Source organism: Bartonella sp. ML70XJBT.G (assembly GCF_028618575.1).
In the GTDB taxonomy this organism is placed as follows: Bacteria; Pseudomonadota; Alphaproteobacteria; order Rhizobiales; family Rhizobiaceae; genus Bartonella.
Genome location: NZ_JAQITA010000020.1, coordinates 1 through 24,558 on the forward strand (window position 1 = coordinate 1; position 24,558 = coordinate 24,558).

The following is a 24,558-nucleotide window of genomic DNA, read 5'->3' on the forward strand; positions in this document are numbered from 1 at the left end:
GATGATGTCGCGTCTCATGAAGTGGATAGCATTTTTTCTTTTTTTGCTGATCCTTGATTTTGCTCGCCTTATGGACGCCATAGATAATGTTATTGCACATCTCAAACAATGGTTTTCAAAACATTGAAAAATTGTCATAAACGCAGTTCAGCATGTGAACCAAGCCGTAAAAGTTCTAATGTCTCATCATCAGGCTTTCGATAGATCAAAACTAAATCTGGTTTAATATGACAATCACGACAGTTCCGTCATTGACCTGTTAGTGCATGATCTCTCCACTGTACTTTGAGGGGTTCATTTGCCGCTAATGTTTTGATCACAAGCAGCAAATCTGTCTCTAATGTATCAGCGTATCTCCCCCTACTTTCACGTTTAAGATCACACCGAAAAGACTTAGTATAAACAATCTCCCGCATAGCTAACAAAGATCACTTTGCAGACTTACATATTTCGGCTTTATCCTCACGAATCATCGCGCGCAAACCATCTAATGACGTACATTCGACACGCCCCATCTCTGCATCTTCAATAGCTTGCAATGTTTCCGGATTGGGTTGAAAGAGATCAAGTGGCAATGCTCTATCTCTAGCAATGCGGGTCATAAACATACGCACTGCATCTGATACAGTCAAACCCGTAGATTTTATCACTGCGCTTGCAACTTCCTGAACTTCATCAGGTATGCGTGCTTGAATTTTACCCATTTGCCTAAATCTCCATCTATTTGTACTACAATGTGCCACATTAAAGCTCATGTCAAGAGATTTATCTAATAATTCCCTCCCCGCTTTTAAAACGGGGAGATGAACCATACTTTTAAAATTAAGCAGCTTTCGTAACAGATCTTGCTAAAACCCGCTTAGCTTCTTTAATGAGGGCTTTATATTTTCTATTTTCTTCATCAACTCTAAAGGCATCAATAAGACGAACATGGATAGGACCTAAAAGATACAAAACTTTTTCACCAGCGTTCATTCTCTCCCAATGGCTTGGTAAATCAAAGCGCCGATCAACATCATAATCAGTAGATTGACTTTTTAACTTTTTCTCTCACTCAATAAAGTAACGACGAGCCTGCCTACCTTTCTCATTGCGTTCAACCATTGAGAGTTCTTTCGCCATGTCTAAGGTAAGGTGATAATCTATTGCTGTAACAGCTCTAGATTTTGCGCTCCCCAATTTTGGGGACCGCAAATCTTGTGTTTTTATAAAATCACTACCCTCTTCAAATTTATACTGATGAATGCGGTCTTTAATCCAGGTAGAAAAATCTTTCCCTATTTCTAAAAACGCGTGTAACTCACGCGCATTGACCGTTTGAACAGTTTCCTGATCAATGATTTGTTCTTTAATCTCTATAAGTGTGTTCATAATGAACTCCTATGTGTTTAAATGTCTTCTATTGACACTCTAGAAGAGCGCCGGGTGCTAGAAAACACGGCACATAGCCCGTCGTTATGCCTTCCCCAAAAGGGTATTGTATAGCATAACCACACCCGACAAAATCATTATATGTGTGTAACGTACAATGTGTCAAAGCCTTTAATGCGCGGAGAAAAGATTGTTTCGGCAATCTATCCGCTATGTGTCTAAGGTGTTTTCTAAGCACCCGATCCGACAATAGACACATTGTTATAAGTCTGTCAAGTCTCTCCTGTTATAAATGCAGCCCACTGTTCCAAGAGAGCACGTCGTTGTTCTAAAAAATCCGTTCGCATATAAGCTTTGGTCACTGAACTCCCAACGGAATGCGCAAGAACAGTTTCAGCAATCTCAAATGGTGTTGACGTTGTTTCTGCTATCCAATCCCGTAAGCTTGAACGGAAACCATGAGGGCGATAAGTCAAACCACAAACTGTCATATATTTTGCCATGCTTGCATCAGAAATTGGCTTGCCGGTAAGACCAGAAAAGAGAAAACCTTTTTTCTCAAAAGGGAGAGATTTTTCAATCACTTTCAAAGCTTCATGACTTAATGGCACGCGAAAATCTGAAACTTTTCCCACAATACCTTTCATATTTTCTTTTGGTATTGTCCATATATTTTTATCTATTTGTTCAAGACGCAAATAGCGCAATGGATGTGACCGTACTCCAGTCAAAATAAGGAGCTTCAAGGCTAAATTTGAAAGAATCTTATCATCCAAGCTTTGATAAAATGCCGCAACCTCTTGCCATGGCATAGCAGGAATATTTGTTGATGTAACACGTGGCTTTCCTAAAAGAGCACGTGCTTTCATACAGGCTTGTAGATCAACATCCAAACCAAGAGCTGCAGCATATTTCAAGCAAATGTTAATACGGTTTAATGCTTTTCGTGCTGTATCTGCTTTTTCATGCCAAAGGGGCGAGAGAACATTGCGAATGATACTGGCCGTTAATTTTTCTATAGAGAGGCTGCCTATGTGTGGAATAACATGCAATTCCAGTGGAGAAAACCAACGCCCATTTTTGCCTTCATTTTTTAATTCGGCTTTTTTACTTTCAAAAGCCGCCTGCGCAACTTCTTTAAAGCTATTGCTTTGCTGTTTTAAGACAGTTTGTTCTCGAAAGACAATAGGATCATTGCCTTCTTTGAGAATAGCACTATAATGCTTGGCAAGTTCACGCGCTTCTTTTAGAGAAAGTTGTGCGACTGAACCGAGTCCCATTTCACGGCGTTTGTTGTGGTATGTATAACGAAAGAACCACGAACGCGTATTGTCTTTTCTAACATTCAACCACAGCCCCGCCCCATCACAATATTTACCCTGGGAAGCAGACTTGACAAGTAATGCTGATAATCGATGAATCCCCCTCACTTAATTTCCCTTCTCGTCCACCTTTTTGGGTCCACCTTTTAGACCACCTTTAATTTTTGATTTGAGATTTTTTCTTTAATTCTTAATTTTTTTATTGGAACATAAAAAACTATACACATCAATACGCTCTTACACATATTTATATACTTTGAATCTTGTTGATAAAGCCCTGCTTGCCGGCATGCGGCACCACTTTTTGTTTAAAAACGAAAATAACAAGTTGTTTATCTTCAGTTATTTAACTTACCCGCCTTTTGATATATGCTTGAATCTTGTTTTGTGTTATACAAAATTGTTAGCAGTTTCACCTTCATTATGAAGAATACCGTTAAGAATTGTGAGGTAATTTCTCAAAGATGCTTCAACAGAGATTTTAAAAACTGTCATTTAAAATGTTATATGCTTTTGAAGGCATGATACTGTCAAATTATCTGTATATAAGCTGTTTTTATTCATAAGTGAAAGCTATAGAAAAATCATAATTTTACTTTTTCTTAAATAGTTATAACCACACCAAATAAAATTTATTTTCTCACACTCTTTTGCTTTTTGTATCGAATTTTCTTTGTCTTGTATTTTTAAATGATAGCAATTGTAATATGAGTTGGATGCTTTGTAGAAATGAATACATTTCCTTTAAATGCAAATGCGCTGCAAAATATTTCATTTGGGAGATCTTAGAAATCCTCAAGTTTTTTAATGCAATAACTTTTTACGAGCTTTTCTATTCAAAAATCGTATTTTATGACTCCTTATGATGAGTTCTTACGATTCATTTCTTTTTTATACAATATTATTAACCGCTTATGAGAAATTTACAAATTTAAGCTACTCAAATTGTATCTGTATCTTTAGAAATGTGAAAAAATCACCTTCATTACTGAATAACTTTAAGAGAAAGATTTTAAGTATAAAAATCTTACTTACTTTGTGAAAGAATGAATATAAATGAAACATTGGATAGCTGTGATTTCTCGAGAGCATGCGCGTCTTGCCGCACAATTTGGCTTTCTGCAAGTCTGTCATGGTAAGGCTAGGCCACTTCGAAAAACATCTAAAGGAGATGAAGTATTTATTTACTGTCCACGATGCAAAATGGGTACTGGACAAATTCTGCAAACAATAGAGTTTCAATGTATCTTTAAGGATAATCACATTTATCAAGTGGAGCAAATGCCTCATTTCACACCTTTTCGAAAAGATGTTATTTTTCACAAACAAGCACGATCTGTTGTTTTAAAAGAGATTCAGGGTCTTGAATTTTTAACAAATTCTCATTGGGGAATGTTAGCGCGACAAGTTTTTTTTGAAATTACCGCTTTTGATGCCGCCAAAATTCGCAAAGCAATGGGGATTTATGAGGGCTAATTGTTTAACTGTTTGGGTTGTTTCCAAGTGTTTAAAGAATATTGATTTAAACTAACTGAGTATCTCTGTTGAATTAAAGCATGCTCTGAAAGAATAGATTGGTAGCAACTCCCCTTTGTCATGATACTCCTATTTGAAACTAAACTGCAAGAGAAGGGCATATGTTAAATTTCATAATTGCTTTTAGCTTGAATATTTATGTATTTCATCACTACAATGGGAATTTTTGTAAAATATAAAGGGGACTCTCATGTTTCAATGGACATATAGTGAAGAAATTAACACAGAAGAAAGTGCTGAAAAAATTTGGACCATGTGGGAAGACGTAGCAACTTGACCGTGCTGGGATCACGAACTTGAGTGGGTAGAACTCTCTGGTGCTTTTAAAGTAGGAGCTACAGGGCGAATGAAACCTAGAAAGGGGCCGAAAGTAACTTTTACACTTGATAAAGTTATAAAAAATGTTTGCTTTTCTGATTATACTAAACTGCCTTTTACACGCATGCGTTTTAATCATGAGTATATTCTTTCAACGGATTCAAACGCGTCAAAAAATAAAATTCGTCATACGGTAACGATGTCTGGCTTACTTGCTCCCTTCTTTGGAATGATTATTGGCACAAAAATAAAGCAACATCTCCGCTATGCAATGATTGAAATGAGTCGGCGTGCTCTTACTGGAGATAAAATTCTCTCGTAGTTATACCTCATTTATAAAGAAAATCGATATTGTTGTAAAAAGAAATAATGTAGACGTTATCGCCTACGTGAGAATTAAGTCTTTGAATTATAGGTATTTTACGAGTTATCATATACAGAACATCTTGAATTTTTTAGACTTTAGTATTTTATAAAATCGATTCTATACCGAAGTTTTTATAAAAATTATTTCATTTTACTTTATCACAAAAAGGCTCATGAAATGTCTCTTTTGTTGAAAACTCAAAAAGTATCGTTGTTATTCTATCAGAATTTAATAAGACAATCAGGCTTTATTTAATAACATCATAGCTTGTTAATGATAACGTATAAGTAAAGACATGATACTATCATTTATATCCGGTAACATCGAGAGCGAATGTCATGATAAGAACTTATTTGGGTAAATATGAAAAAAGTCTATGCTGGAATTACCTATAGCCCCCAAAATAATGACTACTGTTCTTGGTAAAATTATAACGACGGAGATTATCTTTTATACTTTCTATGGTTTGTATTTCATTATTATTGTATGCATGATGAGAAAGCTCATAAATATAAAAGGAGTATTAGAGAGGCATTTCCTCATGTTTTCATGAGAATTAAAAAGTGCCATAGGAGAGGTAATGTAAAAGTCGCTTAATGTTTGTGGTAAAAGGAAACGTCATTTAGGACCTCATTCCAATTATTGGATGCTTGAAAAATTGAAATGAAGCCAAGTGTTGTCGCATGACTTCCTATTGGTGTGATGATAAAGGTAGTTTTAATATGTGCAAAAACATATCGTGGATTAGAATAATTGAAACCTAAAAAATTGATAATATATTGCACCTTTTTGAAAAGACGCTAAAAAGGAAATTGCTTAATTCGTTGAAAAAAAATGCGTCCATGATGCATATTTTTTATTGAAGAATATACAAGAGTCACATTTTGTATAAATTTGCCTAATTGTTTCCCCATATGAGGAATTGAATTTAAGGGAGTCCGTGATGACTGACAAAAACCAGATTGATAAAGCCGCTTCATTGGTTGAATCGGCAAAACGTTCTGGGGCAGATGCTGCTGATGCTATTATTGTTCGTACACATTCTACCAGTGTATCAGTTCGTTTTGGAAAAGTCGAATCAACAGAAGCTTCAGAGAGCAATGATTTTACATTAAGGGTTTTTGTCGGAAAAAAAGTGGCAAGTGTTTCTGCTAATTTAGCAGCTTATCCGCAAGAACTGGCAGAACGTGCTGTTGCAATGGCCAAAGCTTCTCCAGACAATTTATTCGAAGGTTTGGCAGATAAAGAATCTTTGGTGATACATCCTAAAGATCTCGATCTTTTTGATGATTTTGTTCCGCACAGTCATTTTCTCACAGAAGATGCTTTAAAAATAGAAGCCGCAGCCCTCAATGTTAAAGGAGTAAGAAATTCTGGTGGAGCAGCGACAGCTTATGGTCATAGCGGATTTGTTCTTGTCACCAGTGATGGTTTTTGTGGTTCCTACCAATCCAGTGTTTTTTCACGTTCTTGCAGTGCTCTTGCTGGTGAGGGTACTGCGATGGAGCGGGATTATGATTATACAACGGCCTTACATTTTTCTGATCTGGAAGCAGCAGAAATTGTGGGAAAAAATGCAGGTGTTGGAGCCGTTCGACGTTTGGGAGCAATTCGTGCGGCCACAGGAACTGTAGATGTTATTTTTGATCCGCGTACGGCTCGTGGCATCGCGGGACATATTGCATCTATGGTCAATGGAGCATCTGTAGCACGTAAAACAAGTCTTTTACAAAATCGCTTAGGTAAAGCGGTAATGAAACCAGATGTTCATGTGACAGATCAGCCTTTGAGACTGCGTGGGAATGCTTCGCGCCCTTTCGATGGAGAAGGAGTAGAGGGACAGACATTAAATATCATTGAAAATGGTATTTTAAAAAACTGGCTTCTTTCATCATCTTCAGCACGTGAATTGGGACTTAAAACCAATGGTCATGGTGTGCGTTCAGCGTCGTTGGTCAAGCCAGCAAGTACTAACTTTGCTATTGAACCAGGGCTTATATCACCCCATGATATGATAAAAGGTTTGCAAAGTGGATTTTATGTCACAGAACTCTTCGGACATGGCATTGATTTTGTTACAGGACAATATAGCCGTGGTGCATCTGGTTTTTGGATCGAAAATGGTGAAATTGCTTATCCTGTCAGCGAAGTAACGTTAGGGTCCAATTTGCTTCATATGTTAGCGCATTTAACACCTGCAAATGATATCGATCGGCGTTATAGTACAGCAGCTCCAACATTATTAATTGAAGGAATGACACTTGCAGGAAAATAACATGCATCATTCTTCTGATTTAAACCTCTTGCTTGATGTTTGTCGAGAAGCAGGAGATTTAGCAATGAAGTATTTTGGATGTACGTTAGATGTTTGGATTAAAGAAGGAAATTCACCAGTCAGTGAAGCAGATTTTGCTGTTGATCACTTTTTGAAAGAAAATCTTCTTAGAGCACGCCCAAATTATGGATGGATTTCAGAAGAAACGGAAGATGATCGGGAACAAAAAATTTATGAACGCTATTTTGTGGTTGACCCTATTGATGGAACGCGTGGTTTTCTCTCAGGTAGTACCTATTGGTGTATTTCCATTGCTATTATTGAGAGCGGGCGCCCTCTTGTGGGTGTTGTGCAATGTCCAGCTAAGGGAGATGTTTATGCTGCTGTCACTGGTGGAGGTGCAACATTAAATGGTAAAAAACTTCCTCTTTTGGCTTCTCAGATCCATAGGAAGTATACAGTCTCACTTGATAACTCACTCGTACAAAAATTGCCGAATGGTTTTTGCGATAAAGTCAATTTTTATCGCTACATTCCTTCTCTTGCCTATCGTATTGTTCTTGTGGCTCAAAATGAAATTGATATTGTGTTGGTTCGTCCCAATTGTCATGCATGGGATATTGCTGCGGCTGATCTTATTTTACAGGAATGCGGGGGATGTTTTTTAGCGCTTGATACACCTTTTATATCTTACGGAATTGAAGCTTATCAATATGGGTTTTTAATTGCTGGTAAAAATAATTGCTGCCAAGATATGATAGATGTTGTTCGTCAAGCCAAGTTAGTTTAATCACATAAAATTAGTTTCACCACATAAAAAATACACTAAAATTTCTTTATGATATGGAGGCACATATGACTGAAGCCACTGAGAAAAAACAATGCTTGCACCTGGTCTTTGGCGGGGAGTTGAAAAATCTTAATAGTAATCAATTTAAGAATATTGATAACTTAGATGTTGTTGGTATTTTTTCTAATTATCAATCCGCTCGAGAAGCGTGGCAAGCAAAAGCACAAAGTAGTGTAGACAACGCATTACAACGTTATTACATTGTAGATTTACAGCGCATTCTTGACAGTGAAATGGGTGATGCGTAATAAAATTTGCGTATTCTATCATTATGTTCTGAAGCGAAATCAAGTGCAGAAAAATTGAGTTCTTTCGATTTAATCGCAAAATGAGTGAAAGAGCTCAGAAAAAAAGCAAGGTATTTTTAGCGAAGAAAGCATACTTCCTGATAAAAACACTCTTTGGATAGTTTTTGTTCTGTAGAGAGATTGCTTTTTGTTTATTGGATAATCATAATTGAAAGTTTCAGGTAAGATTATAAAGATATGAGGTATTTATAATCTCTTTCTTCTCACTTTTTTGTGTGAATGATGTATCTTAAACTCCTTTCTTTATTTTCAATAATCAAGAGTTATTGCCATATTTTTGTTTTGTTCACTCATCAATAAATGTCCTCTTTGGAAAAAGGTACAAGGTTAAATTTGCACATAATTTCAGAAGGTGGTATAAAAATCCTTTGTGTTTATATGGATAAAATTTATTGATTTATAATCATAATTTATCTTTGTTCATATTAAAGAAGAACTCTGAATATCGTAAAGTACTTTCATTTCAGATCTCTTCCATGGGAAACAATTAAAACTATTCGCTTGCACATAACAAGCGGGATAAGCATGTGGATATAAAACATTTGAGCAAAGATAAATGTTTCTTATAAACGCTCTCGAATGCAAGAGCTCTCGCAATATATGGATAGAAGAGCTCTTCATGCGCAAAATGTACTTTTAGGTCTGAAAAAATATTATAATTGTGGATATAAAGCGTGTAAAATAAGAAAAAGGATTATTTTATTAGCCAAATTATTTATCTGTTCTATCATATTCTGTGTGCCTGCATTTTCAGAGGAGAAGATTCTTGAAAACATGGCATTGCATGTCTACTTTTCCAAATTATTTCCATAACTGAGGTGTTTTTGTTGCCTAAAATATGAGGGGTATTTCATTATTCGAAAGAAGAAAAATTGATCTCATAAAGGAGTGATACATTATTTAATAAAAAAGTTTACAGACGTCTCAAAACAGATGATATGAGGTGATTTTAATAATGGAACTAAAAGCACAAACAGCTTTTTTTATCTATCGGATGATTGGCTTTTGCTTACGTCCTGTTGTCCCTTTTTATTTGTTTTTTCGTACTGTCCGTGGAAAAGAAGAGCGAGGACGTCAAAAAGAGCGTTTGGGAAAAAGCCATAAAAAACGACCTCAAAGTCCTCTTATTTGGTTGCATGCAGCTAGTGTTGGAGAAACACTTGCTCTTGTTCCGCTTATTAATTATATTTTATCATTGAAAATCAAGGTATTATTGACAACAGGCACTGTAACATCTTCTTCTCTTGTAAACAAACTGTTTGGTAATCGGTTAATTCATCAATATGCTCCTTTGGATTTAGATGTGGCAATGCACCGTTTTATCAGTCATTGGAAACCTGATCTCGTATTGGTTTGTGAATCAGAAATTTGGCCTCTGCGTATTAAAGAACTTGCTAAAATGCATATTCCGCAAATCTTGGTTAATGCCCATATGTCTGAACGTTCTTTTAAAGCTTGGCAAAAACGCCCTGCTCTTGCTAAACATATCTTTAAGCATATTGATCTCGTTATTGGTCAAAATGAAAGAGATGTCGCTTATTACCATGCGCTTGGGGTAAAATCTGTTGCACTTTCTGGTAATCTTAAGGCTGATGTTTTACCTGTTGAAGATCAAGCATTGCTTACACATTACCGTAGTGCTATCGGCAATCGTCCCGTTTGGGCCGCTCTTTCAACTCATGAGGGAGAAGAAGAAATCGCTTTTGAAGTTCATAGGATTCTTAAGGATTATTTGCCAGATTTGTTGACAATCATTGTGCCTCGTCATCCTGAACGTTTAGAAGACCTTATTGAGAAATGCAATAATAAGCATTTATGTTTTGTTTGTAGAAGTCATAATGCTGTTCCAGAGACGAATACAGATATTTTGTGGGGCGATACGATTGGAGAAATGGGGCTTTTCCTTCGCTTATCAAAAGTGTCTTTCCTTGGAAAGTCGTTATGTGCAGAGGGTGGACATAATCCATTGGAATTAGCATTTTTTCGTTCAGCTATTTTGACTGGGCCTTATGTCTCAAATTTTCAAGAGATGTTTGAACAATTCTTGATGCGTGAAGCAGCCTATATGATTCAAGATACAAAACAGCTTGCTATTCAGGTGTATAAGCTTTTAACGAATGAAGCATTACGACAAGAAATGGTTGATAAAGCCTATGAAATTGCAACGGGTATGGCGGGTGCACTTGAACGTACGTTAAAGCTTCTTGAACCATTTTTGCACCCCCTTGTTATACAAACTGGTTTAAGTCAACATCGGGGGTGATATGCACATTAGCACACCACATTTTTGGTGGAAAAACAAAAGCTTTTTGCGTGTTTTGTTAGCTCCAATTTCTTGGGGATATGGTTATTTTTCACGTCGGCATATGGCAAGACAGCCTCCTCTTATTGATCTTCCTGTCTTGTGTATTGGTAATTTTACCTGTGGTGGCGCTGGTAAAACACCCGTTGTCATTGCTTTTGCTAAAGTCGCTAAAGAACTCGGTTTCGTGCCTGGTGTTGTCTCGCGTGGTTATGGTGGAGCGATTAAGAAAGCACATCTTGTCAATGAAAAATATGATAATGCGCACGATGTTGGAGATGAAGCACTTTTACTTGCACAGCATGCTTTTGTTGCCATATCCGTTGATCGTTATGCTGCAGCAAAGTTGCTTAAGCAAGCAGGATGTAATTTGATTTTAATGGATGATGGGTTTCAAAGCCGCCGTCTTTACATGGATTATACATTGCTTGTTGTAGATGCGATGCGGGGCTTTGGTAATGGAGCGGTTTTTCCAGCAGGACCTTTGCGTGCACCATTAGATACACAGCTTTATTTAACCGACAGTGTTTTATTGATTGGTCATTCAGATGCGCATGATAAAATTACTTTTCTCATCACACATACAGGAAAACCTTTGCATCATGCCTCTCTTAAATCTCTCGCATCTGATGAGGTTGCAGGAAAATCATTTTTGGCATTTGCAGGTATTGGCCATCCAGATAAATTTTTTAAATCTATTAAAGAACTGTCCGGTCATGTGGTGCAAACTTATTCTTATCCTGACCACTATTTTTTTACCGATACAGACTTAAAAAATCTTGCACAAAAGGCTAAAAATCAAAATTTATGGCTGGCGACAACTGCTAAAGATTATGCGCGTATACAAACAAGCAATATGCAAAAAAATTTAAAAAATCTTATTATATTTGATAGCCAAATTGATTTTGCTCAAAAAGATTTTTGTCGTATGCTCTTGGAAGAGGTCATGACTCGCTTTAGAGAGCGTAAAAATCCCCTTTAAAGAATCCAATTGATCGTTTTCCATTGGTTATTTTTTCTGATCTTTTAATAATTGGCTGAGATACGGGTTGCATTCAAGCTCGCGGTGATAGGAAATTTCACAACTCGCATATGCTTCTTGGCGGTGATGATTCCAATACTTTAAATCGTCGATAGGGATTTTTTGTCCACTAACAGCACAAAGAGTATAGGTGCCATATTCTATAACTTTATACCCATTATTGGTATAATGAATTTTTGCTTCGCGTTCACCACTGGAAAACATTTTTTTATTCCCTTTCATTGTTATGAGAGATTACGCAAATAAAGTGCCATAACATGCCTTATAAAGTCGAGAGTGAACTGCAAAAATATTTCCTTCCAAAGCAGTGAATAATCATTTATTTTCTACCAAAAAGCCGCTCTATATCAGCCAATTTAAGTTCAATATAAGTAGGACGACCGTGATTACACGTTCCTGTATGAGGAGTTGCTTCTATTTGCCGTAACAGTGCATTCATTTCTTCAGGGCGCAAAAGACGTCCTGATCGTATTGAACCATGGCAAGCCATTGTTGCGGCAACATAATCAAGCATTTCTTTTAAATTATTTGTCGTATCATATTCAGCGGCTTCGTCTGCAAGATCTTTAATAAGAGCTTGTACGTTCATTTCTCCTAACATAGAGGGGGTTTCGCGTACAACAATTGCACCAGGTCCAAATGGTTCTATCCCCAAGCCAAATTTCTGCAAAGCATCTTTGTGCGTTAAAAGGCACGTTGCATCTTCTTCAGAGAGTTCTACAATTTCAGGGATCAGCAATAATTGTGAAGGAAGCGGTTTGGAATAAAGCGCATTCTTGAGTGCTTCATAAACTAATCGTTCATGAGCAGCATGCTGATCGACAATAACCAAACTATCTTGCGTTTGAGAGATAATGTAATTTTTATGAATTTGTGCTCTGGCAGCTCCTAGGGGATAAGACAATTCTTCTGGTGAAGGTGAAATATTTGAGATGTAGGCATCACCACTTGGTGTATCTAACCCCTCTATCAGAGGAGGTGTATCTTCTTTTAAAGCAAAAGAATTGGTCATATCCAATGGTTTGTGCACCATTGATGCAGATGACAAATGGTGAGGCTGCGGTCTATAAGAAGAAAGTGGAGGTGTATTTTGAAAATTTTTCAATGGTTGTTGTGTTTGAAATGCACTCAACAGAGCCTCAGAACGCGTTGAAGTGGAGCGAACACCCGTTTGATGTAATGCTTCACGAATGGCTCCAACGATTAAACCGCGAATGAAACCTGAATCACGGAAGCGTACATCTGCTTTGGCAGGGTGTACGTTAACATCCACATCAGCAGGCGGAAGATCAATAAAAAGGATGCATACAGGATAACGATCCCGTGTCATGACATCAGCATAAGCTCCTCGAATTGCTCCAAAGAGAAATTTATCGCGTACTGGGCGCCCATTAACATAAGCAAATTGATGAAGGCTATTACTACGACTAAAAGAGGGTAAACAAGCAAACCCCGTCAAACGAACTGACTCGCGTTCCGCATTGAGTATGATACTGTTGGGAGCAAATTCTGTACCCATAATTTGCGTAATACGTTGTAATCGTCCTTGAATATTATTTTCTGTAGCAGGAAGTTCGAGAGAAGCTCTGTCTGAGCCTGAAAGAGAAAAACGAATATGTGGAAATGCGATAGCGATGCGCTTCACCATATCGGTAATAGCATTCGTTTCAGCACGGTCAGTTTTCATAAATTTTAACCGTGCAGGCGTGACAAAAAAAAGATCACGTACTTCAACAATCGTTCCAGGATTTGCAGCAGCTGGCTTTGGACCAATAATCTTTCCCGCTGTGACAATAATTTCAGCAGCATTATCAGCATCTTTTGTTCGTGAAGTGAGTCTCAGTTTAGCAACAGAACCAATAGAAGGTAAGGCTTCTCCTCTAAAGCCTAGGAAACAGATATTGTGCACATCATCAATAATTTTTGAGGTACAATGGCGAGAAACAGCTAATGTTAGCTGATCTGCAGAAATACCACAGCCATTATCGCTCACTTTTATAAAGTTTTTTCCACCATTTGCGGTAACAATTTCAATACGCGTTGCTCCGGCATCAATGGCATTTTCAACAAGTTCTTTGATAACATTTGCCGGCCGTTCGATAACTTCACCGGCCGCAATTTGATTAATAATATTTTCGCTGAGATGGCGTATGATCATCATAAATTCTAACAAGATTCCTAAGGATTCTAGAGAAACTTTGAATCATGATAGCATCATTTGTGCAACATTCAAGAATGAGAATGTATAAGAAATATGATTCTCAAAACAACTGATTTATTTTCAAAGAGAATTGTAGCAAATGCTGTTTCATTGTTTGTAACGTTCTATGGTTAACTATAGCAGTAAATTGATTAGCAAAATAAGACGCAAATCATTGTTATTTCCCTAAAATATCTTGCACTCATCAGTCATCTGAGACAAAAAGAAATAACGTAAAGATGGAAGGCAAAATATATGGCGCGTGTAAGTGGTATTTTGGCAGATAATGATATACAAGCTTTAATTGATAATCATGTTCTTAAAACTCTTTTACCAGTTGATACAACCCAAATACAACCCGCAAGTCTTGATCTGCGTTTAGGAACCAAAGCCTATCGTATTCGTGCGTCCTTTATGCCAGGAGCTCCCGTAAAAGTTCTCGATAAACTCGAACGATTAAAGTTGCACGAATTTGACTTGCAAAATGGAGCCGTTTTAGAAACCGGTTGTGTTTATATTGTTCCTCTTTTGGAAAGTTTGGCTTTACCAAAAATTTTGTCCGCAGTTACCAATCCTAAAAGTTCTACCGGACGATTAGATATTTTTACCCGTGTGATTACCGACAATGCCCAAGAGTTTGATAAGATTTGTGCTGGTTATCATGGTCCACTTTATCTTGAAATTAGTCCACGCACATTTCCTATTTTGGTACGTACTGGTTCGCGTTTGTCTCAGCTTCGATTTCGCAAAGGGCACAGTTGTTTAAATGAAATTGAGCTCCATAGTTTGCATAGGCAAGAAACACTTATATCAGATGATTTTCCTAATATTAATGCGAGTGGTATTGGGCTTTCTATTAATTTGAAAGGGGATGAAAACGGGCTTGTAGGCTACCGTGGTAAACGCCATACCAGTGTTATTGATATCGATAAACATGCTGTTGCAGATATCTTAGATTTTTGGGAACCACTTTTTGACCGTGGTCAAAAGGAACTCGTTCTTGATCCTGATGAATTTTATATTTTAGTCTCGCGAGAATCTGTCCATGTTCCTCCACTTTATGCCGCTGAAATGACGCCTTTTGATCCTTTAGTTGGTGAATTTAGGGTGCATTATGCAGGCTTTTTTGATCCAGGATTTGGGCATATAGAAACAGGTGGAAAAGGAGCAAAAGCGGTTTTAGAAGTACGTAGCCGTGAAGTCCCGTTTATCTTAGAGCATGGACAAATTATTGGCCGTCTCGTCTATGAACATATGCTTAATCGACCAACAACACTTTATGGGCATGAGGTTGGATCACATTATCAAGCGCAGGGATTAAAATTATCCAAGCATTTTAAATGATGTGACAACACAAGCTTTGGTAAAATATTTGCAAAAAACTATGAGAGTAAAAGAAAAACTTTAGTTTTTCCATATATCATATCTTCTTCCTTTGTGCGTTCCTCCAACTGAATGTGCAAAGTCTCTTACCACTACGCATTTCACTTTTAAAAATTGTAAAAAATATCATACAGTTTGTTTTCTTATAAAATAGCGTTAAAAATAAAAATAGACGTTTTTGTTGATAGAGCAGTAACAAATTTTTCCCTATATAGTATTCTTCATAACTTTTTAGATATGTCTCACCTGTTGTTCAAAGCTCACTTTGATAAGACTCAATAAATTATATTTTCTGTCTATAATCAATTTATAGTATAAGTAGATAATTTTTAAAGAAAATGAGATTTTTCTCTTTATATGTATTTATATTTAAAATTCTTTAAAGTGCCTTAAATTAATCAAAAGATCTATGCTTTGATAAATTTTAATAGAAAAACAGCTAGCATTATTAAGTACGCTGGTAGAAAAGCATTTCTAGATTGCCTGTAAGACATTCTATGAATGCGTTTTTTATCTTTGGAGGAGGAATTTTTTGATATATACTCTATAGGGCTTGTATAAACTGTCATATGAGGTACTTTTATAGTTTATAAGAGAAATACGACTTTAAAATGAAAATAAATGACTAAAACAACATTTCTGGGAGGTTATTGATGAAGACGTATCGCCATCGGATTTTTAATCTAGAAAAGAACAATAAAGATGTTGTTGTTATCCATGTGTTTTTTTGAGTTGCAATCTTAATTGCCGACCTCTACTGAGTGGAATATTGGGGAAGACGTCTCATTGGAGGCGTGCGGATTGGTTCTTATTCATTTTAGAGTGTTTTCGCTTTTCATTCAAAAACAGTGGTGCACTTCATGATTATTTCCTCAACAGTTGATTACCGTAAAGCAGCAAAACGCCGCCTTCCCCCTTTCCTTTTTCACTATATTGATGGTGGAGCTTATACTGAGGAAACAATGCGACGTAATTGTACAGATCTTCAAGCGCTTGCACTACGTCAAAGGATTCTCAAGCAGATTGATAAAGTTGATCTTTCAACAAAGCTTTTTGATCAAACACTTCATTTACCCATTATACTTGCACCTGTTGGACTAACTGGTATGTATGCACGTCGTGGGGAGGTACAAGCTGCACGTGCTGCCGTTGCAAAAGGGATACCTTTTACTCTATCCTCAGTTTCCGTTTGCCCCATTGCAGAAGTGCAAAAAGCTGTTGGAAGTGCATTTTGGTTTCAACTTTATGTTCTCAAAGATCGCGGATTTATGCGTGATGCATTAGAACGATCTTGGGCCTCTGGTATACGCACTTTGGTTTTTACCGTTGATATGCCAGTTCCTGGTGCACGTTATCGTGATGCCCATTCTGGAATGTCTGGTCCTTATGCTGGGTTACGCCGTATTTTACAAGCTTTTACCCATCCACATTGGGCTTGGAATGTTGGTATTATGGGACGTCCACATGATCTTGGAAATGTTTCTACCTATTTGCAAAAAAAGATTGCATTGGACGATTATGTTGGTTGGCTTGGAGCAAATTTTGATCCCTCAATTGGTTGGCGTGATCTGCAATGGATTCGAGATTTTTGGAAAGGAAAAATGATTTTGAAAGGTATTCTTGATCCAGAAGATGCACAAGAAGCAGTACAATTTGGTGCTGATGGTATCATTGTTTCCAATCATGGCGGACGTCAACTCGACGGTGTTTCATCAACGGCACGAGCGTTGCCCAAAATTACAGAAGCTGTAAAGGGAGATTTGACTATTTTAGCGGATTCTGGTGTGCGTTCTGGGCTTGATGTTGTACGTATGATAGCACAAGGTGCGGATGCTGTTATGATTGGTCGTGCTTTTGTTTATGCGCTTGCAGCAGCGGGTGAGAAAGGTGTTGTTCACCTGCTTGATCTTTTCGAAAAGGAAATGCGGGTCGCTATGACACTAACCGGTGCTCGCACAATTAAAGACATTACACGTGAAAGTTTAACAAATCCATATGTTTTTGAGCAATAAAAACAATATTCTATATAGCTTAAAAAAAGAAAATATTTTTTATAAAGAGCATATTTGTACATTTGACAAACATGTTAACAGCTCAAAATTCTCCTCCATAAAATGACAGAAAACATCTCCTAACTACGATAATAGTAGAGAAAAAATCTTAATAATAATGAACGCAGAAAAAACACAAATAACACTGCATCCATTTTTATTTATTTTGTTGAAACTCCTTTTAAGGATAAAAAGGAACAAGCGCTGCTATTAAAGGCACAACAACTGTTGATATAGAAAAAATACCTATCATGAATGCTATGAGCATTTTTACTCCTACTTATAAAAACATTTACAATATAATATAAGAATGAATTTATTTTACACACTGTATTAAAAAATAAAATTATAAATTTTATTTAAATTTATACTTAAATTATCGTTTTGTATAATATTTTTTCATTAAAAAATCAATATGTGTTATTATAAGATATACTTATAATAAAAAATCGATCAGATTTTATCATATCTACAGTATTTCTAGGGAATTTATCGAATAATATATTCTATGAATATGATAGGGCTTTGGTGAAATACGTTTTTAAGTAATAAAAATCGCACTGTACTGTCTTTAAAAAAGCTCTTTTATCAAACTTAAAAAGCGCAATTTAATTCAATATGCCTATTTATCTCATTTTTTGCATTCTCAATACGTTATTGTTTAAGCTGGAAAACACATGCGCAAGCAGTTTCATGTTTTGTGTATATTATGTCATTGCTAACACTTTTTTCATTATACCATCTCTACTGATTCCATAATGTGCTAGAACACCTAATTGGCTTCCGTTACAGATTGGTTCATCTGGTATTCCTAATGATATAAATTTACAGGCAATGTTCTGTTCCATGAGTAATCTCGCAATCGCTTCTCCAAGCCCTCCATTTACGCTATGCTCTTCACAAACAATGACAGATCGGTGGGATTTGCATAATTCTAGCACAGACGCATTATCTAAGGGCCGAATTGTTGGTATACTGACAACCGTTGGTATAATTTCGTATTTTTGCAGTTCTTCAGCAGCATCAAGACAAATCTGAACCGTCTCACCAGTGGCAAGTAAGAGAATATCTTTTCCCTTTTTTATAACAGAAGCTTTATTGATATCAATTTTTGCAACATCTTTATGAATATTTGTCACAGCATGCTTTCCTAAACGTATATAAGCAGGCGTAGAATCGCTTAGTGTCGAGAGAATTGCAGCTTCTGTTTCTTTATTATCTGCAGGAGCAATAATACGTATATTAGGAATAGCGCGAAGCGAAGCAAAGTCAGCAATAGCATGATGGGTTGCCCCAAGTGGCCCATAGCTAATACCAGCACTCATGCCAATTAATCGGACAGGATTTTCACAATAAGCGACATCCACCTTTATTTGTTCAAGGGCACGTGTTGTCAAAAAACAAGCTTGCGAAACAACAAAGGGCTTTTTTCCACATGAGGCAAGACCAGCAGCAACGCCTACCAAATTTTGTTCAGCAATTCCAACTTCTATAATACGTTCCGGATAGAGCTTTGCAAATTGATCAATCTTTCCAGATAAGCGTGAATCAGCTGTTAAAACGACAATATCTTTATCAAATTTCGCTATTTTTATAAGAGTCTTATTTAAAATTTCGAGGTTTGAAAACTTCACGGCATTTTGTGTTTTTTGATGAAGATGATCCACACTCATACTCCCATTAATTGAATTTTTGTCTCAATTTCCTTAACAGCAAGCTTATATTCCTTATCTGTTGGAACTTTATGGTGCCAGCTTATGTCATCTTCCATGATGGAAATTCCAGAGCCCTTTATGGTATTCATCATGATTGCTGTTGGTTTATCCTTATGGAATGGAAGTAATCCTAATGATGTTTTCAGTTGAGTCATATTGTGACCATCAATTTCTACAACATGCCAGCCAAAACTTGTAAATTTATCTGCCAAGGGCTCTGTTTTCATTAAGACATCCGTTGTACCTGTAATTTGCAATCGATTTCTATCAACAACGACGATGAGATTGCCCAGTTTATAATGTGCTGAAAAAAGGGCTGCTTCCCAAACAGAGCCCTCCGTCATTTCGCCATCACCAAGAAGCACAAAAACACGATAAGATTGAGAATTAAGCTGTCCAGAAAGAGCCATTCCTGCGCCAAGAGATAAGCCATGCCCAAGAGAACCTGTACTTTGTTCTATACCAGAGATTTTTTTAGTGACATGACCAATAAAATCCGAACCAAAGTCTAAATAAGTATCAAGAAGTTGAGGGTCAAAATACCCCATTTCTGATAACACAATATACAACGCTTCAACCGCGTGTCCCTTACTTTGGACATATCGATCACGATTGGGATCATGAATGCGCTTTGGATTTATTTGAAGAATATGTTTGTATAAGATATAAATAAAATCAATACAGGAAAGGCTCCCAGCCGTGTGACCAGATTTTGCTTTTCTAATGAGATCAAGTATTTTAAGGCGTAAACGAAGAGCATAAATCGCATCATCAATATCTGCTTTATTGGTTGCATAAGCCATATCTTCTCCCCCCTTAAAAGATTTATAAAAACCACCTCAAATTGTGATTTTATATACTCCTTACCTTTTATTTTAAACATGTAAGATTCATTATCCCATGATAAAGAGGATTTAAATGTGATAAAATTTGTGCAGATATAAAAATATAGAAAATTATTAAAACATCGATTTTTAAAATTGCATCCTGATATCATATTATCAAAAGTTTTATTATGTGGAAATTATACATTACCTCGTGCTGTTGTTTAGCACGCTCTTTCATGGAGTCACACCCCCATGCAAAACAGAACACCACAAAACGCCATCATCTTACCAATTCATACGCTTTTTTCAAAATTTCTCAATTTACTTAAACCCATTTCGCAATAGTCCCATGAATGGTGTAAGAAAAAGCCATAATGCATCACTCTCTTTATGCTTATGATAATACGAACTATCGCCATCTGGCTTATTCGCCTGTTCCCAGTCGCAACAGCTCTTGGCACCTGAGAGTGTTCATAAAAGATATTTTTACTCTTCTCTTGAAGTGTTTTTATCCCCACGCTTCCCGACTATAGGATGCAAGGAAGTGATTTTCATTGATGCAATATGAGATTGAGATGAGAACAATTTACTGTATTCAGAGTTATTATTCACTATGAATGATTATTTATTATTATAAATCAATATATTATCACGACCGCCAAAAACAAAGAGTCATAATACTTTCTCTTGGTATAACTTGACTGACATTAAAATCTTGTATTAGTCAAAGCATTTATATCATGTTCTCTATCTTTAGCTGATCGTATAGAAAAATATATCTAATTATATACGGGTGAATAAAATAAAGAAGTATAAAGCTTTCGCATCTCTTGAACAAGAGAAAAGCCACTTTTGACTAAAATAGCAATTATTTCATAAAAAAGTAATATAGAATAATTTTTCTTACTCTCTGAGATAAAAGTGAGGACTTCCTCAAGCCTAAATCTATGATCGTAGTTTATAAAGACGTATTGCTGTCTCACCATAAAAACGCTCATCATCGAGATAAAAAATCTCAGGTAAATGAATCATTGCCTCTTTTTCTTCTTCAAGCACAAAGAGTGTCTGTGCTTTTGCCCACCCCCCTTGTAATACCTCTACAAAAGCACGCTCACCTAAACAATAACCATAGGGAGGATCGGCAAAAACGACATCAAAGGGAAGCATCGTGCCAATATTGCCAAGTTTTGTTGCATCACGACGCAAAATGCGCCCTGTTGCTTGCAATTCAAAAGCTTCAATATTTTTCTGTATGAGTGCACGCCCCTCAACAGAGTTTTCAACAAAAACAGCCGCTTTTGCACCCCGCGATAGAGCCTCTAGACCCAAAGCACCAGTACCAGCAAAAAGATCCAAAACACGTTTGTTGGTCCAAAATTGCTCTTCTCGGCTGGCAAGAATATTAAAAAGGCTTTCGCGCGTACGATCACTTGTTGGACGAATTGACTGCCCCATGGGTGCACACAAAACACGCCCTGCAAATTTACCGCCGACGATCCGCACCTAGTCCTCCAGATCTCTTCACTGTTTTTGTCTCTCCCCTATATGTTTTAGATTTTTTCATGACACCCGTAAATGATTCCGCCCTTTTCTTATCCTCAAAAGAACGTTTATCATTATTGCCTTCCATAACCTTTTCTTTTTTCTTCAAAAAACGCTCTTTCTTGCCAACAAAACGCATTTCAGCAAAAGATTTTTTACCATGTTTTTGATCAAAACGAGCATCCCTCTCTTTCTGCAATGGAACATCTGAAAGCTTTTCTTTCGATTTACGGAAAGATCTTTGATCTGCTAAATTGTTTTTATGTTCATAAGAAGACTTTTCACTATAGAAAGACTTTTTGAGTGTACTCTGTGGCCGTGCTCCAGGAGCCATCCAAACATTAGAACGACGCGAACGAGGCAAAAAACGCTCTCCTTTTCCCTCCTCACTCTTATCCTTGCGCATCAATTTGGCATCAGATTTTGTACCTAATCGTGATTGATGATGTTTTGCAGATCCGCCTTGTTGTCTGCGCTGTATTTCTTTCCCACTTGAGAAAATCCAACCGTCATTGTTATGAACAAGATCTTTATCGCTTCGTTTTTCTGCAACAATTACAGAATTTGAAAAGGGTTTCAGAATAGGAGCATCAAAATTTGCATTGGCTTGCATAATTAAACGTTCACCTAATTGCTCACGCAACGTACGACCTTTTATCTCACGCACACCTCCCTCTTCCAAATCAGCAAGCTGAAATGGACCATAAGAGACACGAATTAAACGATTAACCGATAATCCTAATGCACCAAGAACCTTCTTTATTTCACGATTTTTTCCTTCACGCAACGCTACAGAAAGCCATATATTTGATCCTTGTTCACGTTCAATTGATGCTTCAATCGAACCATAGAAAATACCATCAATGGCTATACCATTTTTAAGGTTATCAAGTGCACTCTGTTGTACTCTCCCATGAGCACGAACCCTATATTTGCGCACCCAACCCGTTAAGGGTAACTCTAATACACGCGATAGTCCACCATCATTGGTTAACAATAAAAGACCTTCTGTATTAATGTCCAACCTTCCTACCGAAAGAACACGAGGCATTCCTTTTGGCAAATTGCTAAATACTGTTGGTCTCCCTTCAGGATCACGGTTCGTGGTGACAAGCCCCGCCGGCTTGTGGTAAAGCCATAACCGCGTTCGTTCTATAGGAGACAAAGGTTTACCATCCACTTTAATAATATCAGAGCGAGCAACATTAAAAGCAGGTGTTGTCACAACTTTCCCATTAACAACAATACGACCTGCAACAATCATCATTTCTGCATCGCGACGCGAAGCAACACCTGCACGTGCTAATCTTTTAGCAATCCGCTCACTCTCATTGTTTTCATTCATTTGCTCTTTACACCAACCTCTTCCAATACGTTTAAAAATCGTCACCCAGCACCATACTGCTTATCCTGATAAGGGGGAGTAACACAATCACTTATCATTTTCTATCCTTTAGCAATAAGAATGTACCTATTTCCTTACAAGTTGATTCAAACATTTAAAAATAATACCACTTCGTGATAAAAGGATTATAACTCACTCATTTAGTACTCTTCTCTATGGAGAATCTTATTATTTCTACACTTTTAGCCGAAAGAACTCTATGACTTTAACTCCTATGGAAATAGCCCTCTTAGAAGCACAATGGGCAAAAAAAAAAGAAGAAGTCCCTGTAGGTGCCGTTATCACACACGGCAAAACAATCATTGCACGCGCTGGTAATTACACCAAAGCCGCATATGATCCTACAGGACACGCAGAAATGCGTGTCATCCGTATGGCCTGCGAAACATTCCAAAGCGAAAGACTGCCTGATTGCGACCTGTATGTCACCCTTGAACCTTGTGCAATGTGTGCTGCGGCTATTTCATTTGCACGCATACGACGCCTTTACTATGCAACAAACGACCCCAAAGGAGGCGCTATTGAACATGGTCCACGCTTTTATCAACAGCCAACCTGTCATCACAAACCAGAGATCTATTCTGGCTTTAAGGAAAAAGAAGCATCCCAACTTCTTAAAGATTTTTTTGCACAAAAACGGTGTTAAAAAATTCCTCTCCGGACTTCTAACACCTCTCTCTTCAAAAAATGAGAACTCTCTAAAAAGCTTAACAGCTCTTCTTTTTATCCAAACTCGTTTTCAGAGCATTTTGTTTAATATTCTTGCAATTCTTCGACTGTTATTTACCAACAGGTGCAATCTTCGCCGGTTGACGATAACTCAAAGGTGGCTCCGTGAGATAGCGACGATGCTTCGCACTTCCCACACGTGCTCTTTGACGGCGTAAATATTCTTGCCGTTGCTTTGCTCTCAACTGTGAAATATTTTCTGAATCAGCAGCATTGGTATACTCATTAACAGACAATTGTTTTTTGGGAAGAACAGAAACTTTTCCATTACCAGAAGATTGCTTTGATGCTGCTGTATCTTGCTGCGGCACTGGCAAAACTAAGCGCGAACCAGACTTCGGCATCACAAGTTTTGGATGAGGCCTCATAACAAGCTGGCTATTATCATTTGTTGGTGTTAGTGAGGCAATGTTAGCAACATCTTCAAAAAACTGTAATGAAACCGGTTTATCTGTCCCATAAGTAGGACCGGATACACCACATCCTGTTAACACAAAGCATATACTCAAAATGCTTGCCGGCAATATTTTGATTGCATGTTTTTTCATTGCTTATCCCATTTTCCTCAGTATATGGCCGATTGATCTTCCTGCATTTATTGGAGATCTGTTCCATACACAAACTCACCCCCCGCAGAAAAACAACGAAACCCTCTCTTATCACAAAAGATTATACGCATCAATGACAGAGTTCAAACTGTAAGAATGCTCTTTATAAATCTGCATTTCACCCTCTTCATGAGAGTGATAAAGCTTCTTTTTTATCTATGTAACTTACTGTGTTTACATATATTTTTTAAAAGTGAGGGAAGCTAAAATAAAAATGAGGGAATAGGATTTTCCAAAAAGCCTCTCAATTATTGCGAATTAGAACTTCTTTTCAAGGTCTTTTTTTTGCTATTTCTCTAACTCTTCGTGAGCCATTTTTTCACGTGGGAGAGACTATTTTCTAGCGCCTCCATAAAACGAGCTAAATCGATTACAAACATGAAGACAATAAGGGCAATCCACTTCAT

At 37.1% G+C, this 24,558-nt stretch carries 19 protein-coding genes and 3 pseudogenes; 10 read left to right on the forward strand and 12 right to left on the reverse strand.

What is annotated here, in order from left to right:
- Positions 1-134: 134 nt before the first annotated feature.
- The 5 genes and pseudogenes from PVV64_RS08620 to PVV64_RS08635 all read right to left on the reverse strand — a co-directional run bounded on the left by PVV64_RS08620 (position 135) and on the right by PVV64_RS08635 (position 2,801).
- Positions 135-416: pseudogene (locus PVV64_RS08620) on the reverse strand (type II toxin-antitoxin system YafQ family toxin).
- A gap of 12 nt (positions 417-428) precedes the next feature.
- Positions 429-704: a type II toxin-antitoxin system RelB/DinJ family antitoxin gene (locus PVV64_RS08625; RefSeq protein ID WP_273760630.1), complete on the reverse strand. Its 276-nt coding sequence runs from the start codon at positions 702-704 to the stop codon at positions 429-431.
- 118 nt (positions 705-822) lie between these two features.
- Entirely contained in the window at positions 823-975 is a 153-nt protein-coding gene (locus PVV64_RS10565) for a hypothetical protein (RefSeq protein WP_404978425.1), read from the reverse strand.
- A 78-nt stretch (positions 976-1,053) separates the two neighbouring features.
- Positions 1,054-1,371 (reverse strand): annotated as a pseudogene (locus tag PVV64_RS10570) (antA/AntB antirepressor family protein); the annotation flags it as partial.
- A gap of 272 nt (positions 1,372-1,643) precedes the next feature.
- Positions 1,644-2,801: a site-specific integrase gene (locus PVV64_RS08635; protein WP_273760631.1), complete on the reverse strand. Its 1,158-nt coding sequence runs from the start codon at positions 2,799-2,801 to the stop codon at positions 1,644-1,646.
- A gap of 948 nt (positions 2,802-3,749) precedes the next feature.
- Between PVV64_RS08635 and PVV64_RS08640 the strand changes: the two genes are divergently transcribed.
- The 7 genes and pseudogenes from PVV64_RS08640 (at position 3,750) to lpxK (ending at position 11,631) form a co-directional block, all read left to right on the forward strand.
- A complete protein-coding gene (locus PVV64_RS08640) occupies positions 3,750-4,169 on the forward strand; it encodes an EVE domain-containing protein (protein WP_273760632.1) in 420 nt (139 codons plus the stop codon).
- A 250-nt stretch (positions 4,170-4,419) separates the two neighbouring features.
- Positions 4,420-4,869, forward strand: a pseudogene (locus tag PVV64_RS08645) (hypothetical protein).
- 988 nt (positions 4,870-5,857) lie between these two features.
- Positions 5,858-7,189 (forward strand): TldD/PmbA family protein, encoded by a 1,332-nt coding sequence (locus PVV64_RS08650; RefSeq protein WP_273760634.1) that lies wholly within the window; start codon positions 5,858-5,860, stop codon positions 7,187-7,189.
- The gene (locus PVV64_RS08655; RefSeq protein ID WP_273760635.1) at positions 7,176-7,979 is read left to right on the forward strand and encodes a 3'(2'),5'-bisphosphate nucleotidase CysQ; all 804 of its coding nucleotides are present in this window, start codon (positions 7,176-7,178) and stop codon (positions 7,977-7,979) included. The genes PVV64_RS08650 and PVV64_RS08655 overlap by 14 nt, the downstream gene beginning before the upstream one ends.
- A 65-nt stretch (positions 7,980-8,044) precedes the next feature.
- Positions 8,045-8,287, forward strand: a complete 243-nt coding sequence (locus PVV64_RS08660; RefSeq protein WP_273760636.1) for a DUF4170 domain-containing protein — start codon at positions 8,045-8,047, stop codon at positions 8,285-8,287.
- A 1,012-nt stretch (positions 8,288-9,299) separates the two neighbouring features.
- Positions 9,300-10,610: a lipid IV(A) 3-deoxy-D-manno-octulosonic acid transferase gene (waaA, locus tag PVV64_RS08665; protein ID WP_273760646.1), complete on the forward strand. Its 1,311-nt coding sequence runs from the start codon at positions 9,300-9,302 to the stop codon at positions 10,608-10,610.
- Between the two features lies 1 nt (position 10,611).
- Positions 10,612-11,631, forward strand: coding sequence for a tetraacyldisaccharide 4'-kinase (lpxK, locus tag PVV64_RS08670; protein ID WP_273760637.1), 1,020 nt, complete (start codon positions 10,612-10,614; stop codon positions 11,629-11,631).
- A gap of 27 nt (positions 11,632-11,658) precedes the next feature.
- Here the strand turns inward: lpxK and PVV64_RS08675 are convergent, their stop codons facing one another.
- Together PVV64_RS08675 and mutL are read right to left on the reverse strand one after the other, a co-directional pair.
- Entirely contained in the window at positions 11,659-11,895 is a 237-nt protein-coding gene (locus tag PVV64_RS08675) for a DUF2093 domain-containing protein (protein ID WP_273760638.1), read from the reverse strand.
- 115 nt (positions 11,896-12,010) lie between these two features.
- On the reverse strand, positions 12,011-13,849 hold the full coding sequence (mutL, locus tag PVV64_RS08680) for a DNA mismatch repair endonuclease MutL (RefSeq protein WP_273760647.1): 1,839 nt from the start codon (positions 13,847-13,849) through the stop codon (positions 12,011-12,013).
- 297 nt (positions 13,850-14,146) lie between these two features.
- Between mutL and PVV64_RS08685 the strand changes: the two genes are divergently transcribed.
- Both PVV64_RS08685 and lldD read left to right on the forward strand, forming a co-directional pair.
- Positions 14,147-15,235, forward strand: a complete 1,089-nt coding sequence (locus tag PVV64_RS08685) for a 2'-deoxycytidine 5'-triphosphate deaminase (protein WP_273760639.1) — start codon at positions 14,147-14,149, stop codon at positions 15,233-15,235.
- An 899-nt stretch (positions 15,236-16,134) separates the two neighbouring features.
- Positions 16,135-17,286 (forward strand): FMN-dependent L-lactate dehydrogenase LldD, encoded by a 1,152-nt coding sequence (gene lldD / locus PVV64_RS08690; protein WP_273760640.1) that lies wholly within the window; start codon positions 16,135-16,137, stop codon positions 17,284-17,286.
- A gap of 746 nt (positions 17,287-18,032) precedes the next feature.
- Here the strand turns inward: lldD and PVV64_RS08695 are convergent.
- The 4 genes from PVV64_RS08695 to PVV64_RS08710 form a co-directional block, all read right to left on the reverse strand.
- Positions 18,033-18,998: a transketolase family protein gene (locus PVV64_RS08695; RefSeq protein ID WP_273760641.1), complete on the reverse strand. Its 966-nt coding sequence runs from the start codon at positions 18,996-18,998 to the stop codon at positions 18,033-18,035.
- Positions 18,995-19,843, reverse strand: coding sequence for a transketolase (locus PVV64_RS08700; RefSeq protein ID WP_273760642.1), 849 nt, complete (start codon positions 19,841-19,843; stop codon positions 18,995-18,997). The genes PVV64_RS08695 and PVV64_RS08700 overlap by 4 nt, the downstream gene beginning before the upstream one ends.
- Positions 19,844-20,812: 969 nt before the next feature.
- Positions 20,813-21,370, reverse strand: coding sequence for a 16S rRNA (guanine(966)-N(2))-methyltransferase RsmD (gene rsmD, locus PVV64_RS08705; RefSeq protein ID WP_273760643.1), 558 nt, complete (start codon positions 21,368-21,370; stop codon positions 20,813-20,815).
- Positions 21,351-22,754, reverse strand: a complete 1,404-nt coding sequence (locus tag PVV64_RS08710; RefSeq protein WP_273760648.1) for a pseudouridine synthase — start codon at positions 22,752-22,754, stop codon at positions 21,351-21,353. Before PVV64_RS08710 ends, rsmD begins: the two co-directional genes overlap by 20 nt.
- Positions 22,755-23,013: 259 nt before the next feature.
- On the opposite strand from PVV64_RS08710, the gene PVV64_RS08715 reads away from it, so the two are divergent.
- Positions 23,014-23,460, forward strand: a complete 447-nt coding sequence (locus PVV64_RS08715; RefSeq protein WP_273760644.1) for a nucleoside deaminase — start codon at positions 23,014-23,016, stop codon at positions 23,458-23,460.
- A gap of 133 nt (positions 23,461-23,593) precedes the next feature.
- Here the strand turns inward: PVV64_RS08715 and PVV64_RS08720 are convergent, their stop codons facing one another.
- Positions 23,594-24,091: a hypothetical protein gene (locus tag PVV64_RS08720; protein ID WP_273760645.1), complete on the reverse strand. Its 498-nt coding sequence runs from the start codon at positions 24,089-24,091 to the stop codon at positions 23,594-23,596.
- Positions 24,092-24,558 lie beyond the last annotated feature (467 nt).

Bases quoted from the DNA above. Each gene is read 5' to 3' on its own strand.
- PVV64_RS08625 (WP_273760630.1), bottom strand. From the start codon at position 704: ATGGGTAAAATTCAAGCACGCATACCTGATGAAGTTCAGGAAGTTGCA.
- PVV64_RS10565 (WP_404978425.1), bottom strand. From the start codon at position 975: ATGAACGCTGGTGAAAAAGTTTTGTATCTTTTAGGTCCTATCCATGTT.
- PVV64_RS08640 (WP_273760632.1), top strand. From the start codon at position 3,750: ATGAAACATTGGATAGCTGTGATTTCTCGAGAGCATGCGCGTCTTGCC.
- PVV64_RS08650 (WP_273760634.1), top strand. From the start codon at position 5,858: ATGACTGACAAAAACCAGATTGATAAAGCCGCTTCATTGGTTGAATCG.
- PVV64_RS08660 (WP_273760636.1), top strand. From the start codon at position 8,045: ATGACTGAAGCCACTGAGAAAAAACAATGCTTGCACCTGGTCTTTGGC.
- lpxK (WP_273760637.1), top strand. From the start codon at position 10,612: ATGCACATTAGCACACCACATTTTTGGTGGAAAAACAAAAGCTTTTTG.
- PVV64_RS08675 (WP_273760638.1), bottom strand. From the start codon at position 11,895: ATGTTTTCCAGTGGTGAACGCGAAGCAAAAATTCATTATACCAATAAT.
- mutL (WP_273760647.1), bottom strand. From the start codon at position 13,849: ATGATCATACGCCATCTCAGCGAAAATATTATTAATCAAATTGCGGCC.
- PVV64_RS08685 (WP_273760639.1), top strand. From the start codon at position 14,147: ATGGCGCGTGTAAGTGGTATTTTGGCAGATAATGATATACAAGCTTTA.
- lldD (WP_273760640.1), top strand. From the start codon at position 16,135: ATGATTATTTCCTCAACAGTTGATTACCGTAAAGCAGCAAAACGCCGC.
- PVV64_RS08695 (WP_273760641.1), bottom strand. From the start codon at position 18,998: ATGAGTGTGGATCATCTTCATCAAAAAACACAAAATGCCGTGAAGTTT.
- PVV64_RS08700 (WP_273760642.1), bottom strand. From the start codon at position 19,843: ATGGCTTATGCAACCAATAAAGCAGATATTGATGATGCGATTTATGCT.
- PVV64_RS08710 (WP_273760648.1), bottom strand. From the start codon at position 22,754: ATGAATGAAAACAATGAGAGTGAGCGGATTGCTAAAAGATTAGCACGT.
- PVV64_RS08715 (WP_273760644.1), top strand. From the start codon at position 23,014: ATGACTTTAACTCCTATGGAAATAGCCCTCTTAGAAGCACAATGGGCA.
- PVV64_RS08720 (WP_273760645.1), bottom strand. From the start codon at position 24,091: ATGAAAAAACATGCAATCAAAATATTGCCGGCAAGCATTTTGAGTATA.